The following is a 723-nucleotide window of genomic DNA, read 5'->3' on the forward strand; positions in this document are numbered from 1 at the left end:
GTCGCCGCCACATGGACAACAAGCACATCCGCCATTTTTTCCAGCGCGGCATCATGGTCCAGGCCATTTTTGGTCAACGCCATCATTACCATGCCCGCCTCACGGGGGTGACCATCCGCAATCTGATTTTCCACCGCTTCAATCATTGCCTTCTGCGCAAATTCGTCTTCGGCCTGCTCCATTTCATCCATAAGAATGCTCGCTTGTCGTGAATGTTTTCATTGCTGCCGCAGGCGCGTTGCCAGGCGGTGCGACAAGTCTACCCTCGCCGATAATAAACACGCCACCGGGGCCCTTCACACCGGGCTGACTCATGAACCGGTAAAACCCCGGCATGATCACTCCACCTGCCATGACAACGCCTCACTGGGTCAACGACCTGCCCTCGCAGCCGGGCGTCTATCGCTTCTACGGGGCTGAGGGGGAGCTCCTCTACATTGGCAAGAGCATCAACATCCGTCAGCGGGTGAAGAGTCATTTTCAATCATGCCAGCGATCCTCCAGGGCACGCCGAATGTGCCAACTGACGGATCATATCGATTACACACTTACCGCCGGAGAGCTGGGCGCCCTGCTGCTGGAAAACCGCGAAATCAAACAGCGCCAGCCAATCTTCAACCGTCGCCAGCGACGCTATAAACAGCTGCACACCTGGATACTGAACACCTCTGACACGGCTTTTCTGGCACCGGTACTGCATCGCCCGGCCAGGGAATCGCTGTG

At 57.0% G+C, this 723-nt stretch carries 2 protein-coding genes; one reads left to right on the forward strand and one right to left on the reverse strand.

From position 1 onward, the window contains the following. A partial coding sequence (locus A3730_RS02615) for a hypothetical protein (protein WP_063537425.1) occupies window positions 1–191 on the reverse strand: 191 nt, incomplete at its 3' end. 143 nt (window positions 192–334) lie between these two features. Between A3730_RS02615 and A3730_RS29385 the strand changes: the two genes are divergently transcribed. Beyond that, window positions 335–723: nucleotide excision repair endonuclease (locus tag A3730_RS29385; RefSeq protein ID WP_197477240.1), on the forward strand; the 389-nt coding region annotated here is incomplete at its 3' end.

The organism is Alcanivorax sp. HI0044, from assembly GCF_001634945.1.